This is a genomic window from Pelomonas sp. Root1237, from assembly GCF_001425055.1.
Lineage (GTDB): Bacteria > Pseudomonadota > Gammaproteobacteria > Burkholderiales > Burkholderiaceae_C > Pelomonas.
Genome location: NZ_LMDK01000013.1, coordinates 1 through 5,859, shown reverse-complemented (window position 1 = coordinate 5,859; position 5,859 = coordinate 1). Strand labels below are relative to the sequence as shown.

Below are 5,859 nucleotides of genomic sequence, written 5' to 3'. Positions count from 1 at the left end.
GCCGCACCGTTGACCTTCGTGCCCGCAACGTTGACGGCGACATCGACCGCCTTGGACGGATCGGTGTTGACCAGCGCCAGGTACACCTTGCCGTCCTTGGCGCGTGCCGCCGAAGCGCTCACGCCCGGAATGGTCACAGCGCCCAGGGTGTAGCTGGTGTTGTCCTTGATGGCCAGCGGCAGCGACTTGGCATCCTGGAACGGCGCATACATCTGGAACGCGTAGTAGGTCGGGGTCAGGACCATCTTCTCCTTGTCCGTCAGGATCATCGCCTGCAGGACGTTGACCATCTGGGCGATGGTGGTCATGGGGACCCGCTCCGCATGCTGATGGAAGATGTGGAAGTTGAGTGCCGCCACCNCGACATAGCGGTCGTAGGTGTCGCCGCTCGCCAGCGGCGTCATGCGCGCTGAGCCAGGCATAGGGATCGTCCTCGGCGGGCACGATTTCAAGCGTGATCTTCAGCCAATTGCCATCGCGCGCCACATAGACCTTGTCCGTCAGGATCATCGCCTGCAGGACGTTGACCATCTGGGCGATGGTGGTCATGGGGACCCGCTCCGCATGCTGATGGAAGATGTGGAAGTTGAGTGCCGCCACCAGCGCGTCGCGCAGGGAGTTCTGCTGGAACAGCGCGCTTCGGGCGCCTGCTTCGTCATACCAGGTGCCCCACTCGTCGACCATCAGTCCGATCTTCTTCTGGGGATCGTTCTTGTCCAGGATGGCCACGTGATCCTTGACGAGCTGATCCATCTTCAAGGTATTGGCCAGGGTCGAGATCCACTCGCCTTCCTTGAAGCCGAGGTCCTTGCCCTTGACGTCCCAGTTGCCGGTCGGGACGGTGTACTGGTGGACGGTGATGCCGATCGTGCGGCCCTTCAGTTCCTTGCTCAGGACCTGGGTCCACGCGGTGTCGAAGCCGCTGCCGCCGCTGGCGATCATCTTCGGCCGCGACTTCTCGGGCGCCCACAGGAAATGCTCGTAGTTGCTGTACAGGCTCGCGTAGTAGTCGGGCTTCATGTTGCCGCCGCAACCCCACAACTCATTGCCGACACCGAAGAAAGCGACCTTGAACGGCTTCTCGCGCCCGTTCTGAGCGCGCAGCCTGGCCAGAGGCGAGCCGCCTTCCGCAGTCATGTACTGGACCCAGTCGGCCATCTCCTGCACGCTGCCGGTACCGACGTTGCCGTTGACGTAGGCGTCGGCGCCCAGCATCTCGATCAGGTCGAAGAACTCATGGGTGCCGACGGCGTTGATCTCTTCGACGTGGGTCCCCCAGACGTTGCTCGGTCGCTTGTCCTGCGGGCCGATGCCGTCGCGCCAGTGGTAGGTGTCGGCGAAGCAGCCGCCCGGCCAGCGCACCAGCGGCACATGCAGGTCCTTGAGCGCGCCGACGACGTCATTGCGCCAGCCACGGGTGTTGGGAATGTTGGACTTCGTGCCGACCCACATGCCTTCATAGACGCCGGTGCCGAGGTGTTCGGCGAACTGGCCGTACACATACTTGCTGATGACCGGGCCGGGCCTGCCGGCGTCGATGTTGATGCTGACCTCGTTGGCGGCAAAAGCCGGGGCCGCGATCAGGCCGAGAACGGCGAGGCTGTGTTTGATTGTTTTCATATAGGGTCTCAAGACAGCTGCAAAGCCGCCATGTGTTTGATCGCAATGAATCCCGCTGATTCTTCGGCGGCGCCATGCGCGGACCGCCTTGTTCAGTTATTTCGAGAATTGCCAGTAATCGAACTTGAACAGTTCTTCGCCGGCCGCACCGCGGAATACGAAGAAGAGATCCTGGACGCCGGAGGCTCCGGAGATCTGGGCCAACTGCTGCTTCCATTCGCCGCCGGTTCCTGACACCGGCAGAGTGCCGACCAACTGGCCGTCGAGCTTGCCCAGACGAATCTCGATCTTTGCCCCGCTGGGCTCCTTCGCCTCGGCCGTGCTGGCGAGGCTGGCCATGAAGGCGCGCGCGCCGGTCACGCCGAAATCGACATTTCGCACCTGGATATAGGCGCCGTCATGGATGTCGCGCACATTCTGGCCGCCGGCGCTGCTGGGCTCGATCTTGACGCCGGAAGACCAGGCAATGGTCTCGGCTTCAACTCGCTTGTAGGGATCGAGGGTGGCGACCGGCGCCGGCCCTTCCTTGGTTGGCTGCACCATCGGGACCGAGCCATCGGGGTTGAACTTCAACTCATCGACGCATATGGAACGTTTGAAGCCGTCGCCTCCCGGAAGGTCGGCGTTGTGATAGAAAAGGTAGGTCTTGCCCTTGTAATCGACCACGCCCGGGTGGTTGGTAAAAGCGCTTTGCGGAGCCATGACGGCGCCGCCGTAGGTCCACGGGCCCTGGGCTGTGGGGCCGGTGGCGTAGCCGAGATGCTCAGGGATGGGACCGGCGGCAAAAAACAGGTAGTTGAGATTCTTGCGCCTATAGAGCCAAGGACCCTCTTCGTAGGATGTGCCGCGCAAAGCAGGCTTCGGCTTCGTGACGCCTACTGTGTCCGGAGGGTTGCGCTCGCCCAAGGCCTTGACGGTCATCGGATGGCCAATGATGCCCTTGTCCCCGACGCTGGTGTCGTAGGAGATCATGTCCTTGTTCAGTTTCACCGACCACAGATTGGGATTGCCCCAGGCGAGATAGGCCTGACCCTTGTCGTCGATGAAAACGGTCGGATCGATGCTGTCGTACAGGCCGCCGGCGTGGCCGGCGATCAGCGGCTTTTTGATCGGGTCGATATAGGGGCCCAGGGGGTTATCGGCCACCAGCACGCCAATGCCACGGCCTTGCACCGGGCCATAGAGATACCACTTGCCATCGCGCTCAATCACTTGAGGGGCCCAGGCACCGTTGTCATAGCCGTCCCAGCCGGAGTTCTCCTTGGAGGCCCAAGGAAAATCTCGCAGGGAGGCGACCGCGCCGTGCTGAGTCCAGTTCACCATGTCCGTCGTCGTGGCGAGCACCCAATTCTTCATATTGAAGTTGTTGGCCTCCCCGACGTCTTCGTCGTGGCTAGAAAACAGGTAGAGCGTGCCCTGATGGACCATGGGGGCCGGATCGGCCGTGTACATCGTTTGAATGACCGGGTTGCGCGCGAACGACGTTGCGGGCAGCAAGGCCAGCACGGACGAGAGAACAACTGCGGAGAAGGCTGTTTTTTTCATGAGCGGCGGAAAATGAGAGAAGGCGGAGAAATGAAGTTGCGCCGTCCTAGCGCCCGTCTTGCGTCCCTTGCCCGACCCGGTAGTAGTCAAAGTCCACGCGGCCGCCGGCAATCTTGGTCGAGTAATAGAAGAGGCCGTAGCGGTAACCCATGAAGTGCGGGAAGGTGTAGGCAAGGCGCGAAGGACGACCGATGGGAGTCCACGATTTGCCGTCCAGGCTGTAGGAGAAGCGGGCAAGCTCAGGCCCGGGCTCAAATTCGCAGTCGACCCTGAGGTGAACGGTCTTGCCGGAGAGGGGGATGGAAGCGATCTCTTCGGGCTTGTCGGTTTCGGCGCTCACCATGACGAGGGATCGGGCGCCGTCGCTCATCTTGACGCCCACGAAACCGTACTGCCTTTGAAATGCGGCCAGGCCGGCCCAGTCGCCGTCCTTCATGCCGCTCACATCGATGCTGGTGGTCGCCGAACTGCGCGGGCCAAAGGTGCGCTGCGTGAGGGTGTTGCGTGCCTCAAGCAGTGTGGGAACGGTCCGGCTGGTGGCCAAGCTCAGGTGGCCCGGGCGCTTGGTGAGCGACCAGTCACGCGGCTCGGGGTTGTGATTCCATTGCCAGGCCAGGGGCAGGTCGGGGTCGCCGGGCTGGCGGTCAAATTCGTCGGAGGCGACGATGCCGGAGGCGCCGGAGACGCCTTGCGCGCCGGCGGGGATGTCGAGCGTCATCGGCACCTTGCCGTCCTTGCCAAGCACCGGCCAGCCGTCCTTCCAGGTCACTGGCACGAGGTAAGGGATGCGACCGACGGCGCCGTTGTCCTTGAAGAGATAGGCGTACCACTTGCCTTCCGGCGTGTCGATGAGGCCGCCCTGGGCGATACCACGGTCATCGAGGGCGATGCGACTCTCGTAGGGGCCGTCGAGGGTGTCGGCGCGGCTGACGATGACGGTGCGCGCCCAGCGGCTCCCCGGCGAGGCGATGTTGACGAGGTAGTAGCGGCCGTTGATCTTGGAAATCTGCGAGCCCTCCCCACACAGCCCGCCCTGGTCGGCGCCGAAGACGGCGTTGACGTGTTCGATGATGGCCTTGTTCACGCCGCCCGGCTTGGTGCCGGTGAGATCGGGTTTCAGCTCGGTGAGCATGATGCGATTGCAGCCCCAGACCATGTAGACGCGACCGTCGTCGTCGAAGAACAGGCTGTGGTCATTCATCAAGGGCTCGAAGCTCGTCTCCTTCCACGGGCCGCGTTCCGGATCGCGCGTGGTGTAGACGTGGGTGCGTCCTCCGGTGGTGGCGGCGAACGTCGAGGCATAGAACATGCCGTCGTGGTAGCGCAGGCTGCTGGCCCAGGAGCCTGCACCGTAGGCGTTCTTGCCGTTCTCGAGACGGAAGGCTTCGTTGTCGGCAAGGTTCTGATGGGCGTAGGAGGCCATGCTCCAGTTGACCAGGTCGGTCGACTTCATGATCGGCAGGCCCGGGCTCATGTGCATCGTCGTGCTGCTCATGTAGTAGGTCTTGCCCACACGGATGACGGCGATGTCCGGGACGTCGGCCCAGATCAGCGGGTTGTGGGCAGGCGCTGCCTGTGCAGCCTCTGCCGCCTGAACAGTGTGGGATCCGACGGAGAGAAGGAGGGCCATCAGGAGGGGAAAAATCGGCCGGCACAGGCCGTCAGGGTGTTTGTTCATGTTTTGTCTCTGGAGTAGTTTTTGCGAGCCAACTCATTGGTCGCAGGACCCCATGAGCTCAAGACGAGCCAGGGATCAGCCCAGCATCTTGAGCAGCATGCGATGGTGCTGCGGCATGCGCGCCACCGAGGCTTCGATGGCTTTGCGACGCTGGTCCAGCGCCTGCATGGCCCGCTCCGGCGAAATCTCCGCGAAGACCGGATCGTTGCGCTCCGGCCAGTGCTCCATGCCGGCGTGGATGGCCAGCCAGCTGGTGGCGTCGAACCCCTCTNTCGCGCAGCTTGCCGAAGTTGGCGGGCGCCTGTGGGGAGGGCGACGCTGGTCCAGCGCCTGCGTGGCGCGCTCCGGCGAAATCTCCGCGAAGACCGGATCGTTGCGCTCCGGCCAGTGCTCCATGCCGGCGTGGATGGCCAGCCAGCTGGTGGCGTCGAACCCCTCTTCGTCGTATTCGTGCAGCACGCCGTAGCGACGCCACAGCTCCATCCGGAAGGCCAGGGTCTCGGGCAGCTCCATCGATGACACGTGCCGCCACAGCTCGCTGTCGCGGCGGCGGGTCAGGCAGTAGTGCAGGATGATGAAGTCGCGGATGCGCGCGAAGCGGCGTGCCGCGCCGTCGTTGAACAGGGCCCGGTCGTTCTCGTCCACCGGCCGGCCGGCCGTCAGCAGGGTCATGAGGCGGCTGATGCCGTCCTGGATCAGGTAGATGCTGGTGGACTCCAGCGGCTCCAGGAAGCCCGAGGACAGGCCGATGGCGACGACGTTGTGCACCCAGAAGCGCTCGCGGTGGCCGGTGGTGAAGCGCAGCAGCCGCGGCTCGCCGAGCGGCTTGCCGTCGAGCCGGGCCAGCAGTTGTTCGCGGGCACGGTCGGCGTCGATGAAGCGGCTTGAGAAGACGTGGCCATGACCGGTGCGGTTCTGCAGCGGGATGCGCCACGCCCAGCCCCCTTCCAGCGCCGTGGCTTGGGTGTACGGGGCCMGGCGAAACCAATCCTTTTCTTCGGGCTGCTGAATTTCCT

At 63.6% G+C, this 5,859-nt stretch carries 5 protein-coding genes; all 5 read right to left on the bottom strand.

The genetic code is table 11. The features are described 5' to 3' along the window. A partial coding sequence (locus ASC91_RS28850) for an alpha-L-arabinofuranosidase C-terminal domain-containing protein (RefSeq protein WP_327082879.1) occupies nucleotides 1–308 on the bottom strand: 308 nt, incomplete at its 3' end. A 53-nt stretch (nucleotides 309–361) separates the two neighbouring features. Continuing rightward, a partial coding sequence (locus tag ASC91_RS30930) for an alpha-N-arabinofuranosidase (protein ID WP_394326322.1) occupies nucleotides 362–1,452 on the bottom strand: 1,091 nt, incomplete at its 3' end. A gap of 264 nt (nucleotides 1,453–1,716) precedes the next feature. Next, on the bottom strand, nucleotides 1,717–3,165 hold the full coding sequence (locus tag ASC91_RS12765; protein ID WP_082532652.1) for a glycoside hydrolase family 43 protein: 1,449 nt from the start codon (nucleotides 3,163–3,165) through the stop codon (nucleotides 1,717–1,719). Nucleotides 3,166–3,211: 46 nt separating this feature from the next. Continuing rightward, the gene (locus ASC91_RS12760; protein ID WP_056197274.1) at nucleotides 3,212–4,843 is read right to left on the bottom strand and encodes a glycoside hydrolase 43 family protein; all 1,632 of its coding nucleotides are present in this window, start codon (nucleotides 4,841–4,843) and stop codon (nucleotides 3,212–3,214) included. A gap of 272 nt (nucleotides 4,844–5,115) precedes the next feature. After that, nucleotides 5,116–5,854, bottom strand: a 739-nt coding sequence (locus ASC91_RS30925) for a tryptophan 7-halogenase (RefSeq protein WP_394326321.1), incomplete at its 3' end; no start/stop codon positions are given. Nucleotides 5,855–5,859: the final 5 nt, after the last annotated feature.

Excerpts from the sequence above, each read along its gene's own strand:
- ASC91_RS12765 (WP_082532652.1), bottom strand. The coding sequence starts at position 3,165 with ATGAAAAAAACAGCCTTCTCCGCAGTTGTTCTCTCGTCCGTGCTGGCC.
- ASC91_RS12760 (WP_056197274.1), bottom strand. The coding sequence starts at position 4,843 with ATGAACAAACACCCTGACGGCCTGTGCCGGCCGATTTTTCCCCTCCTG.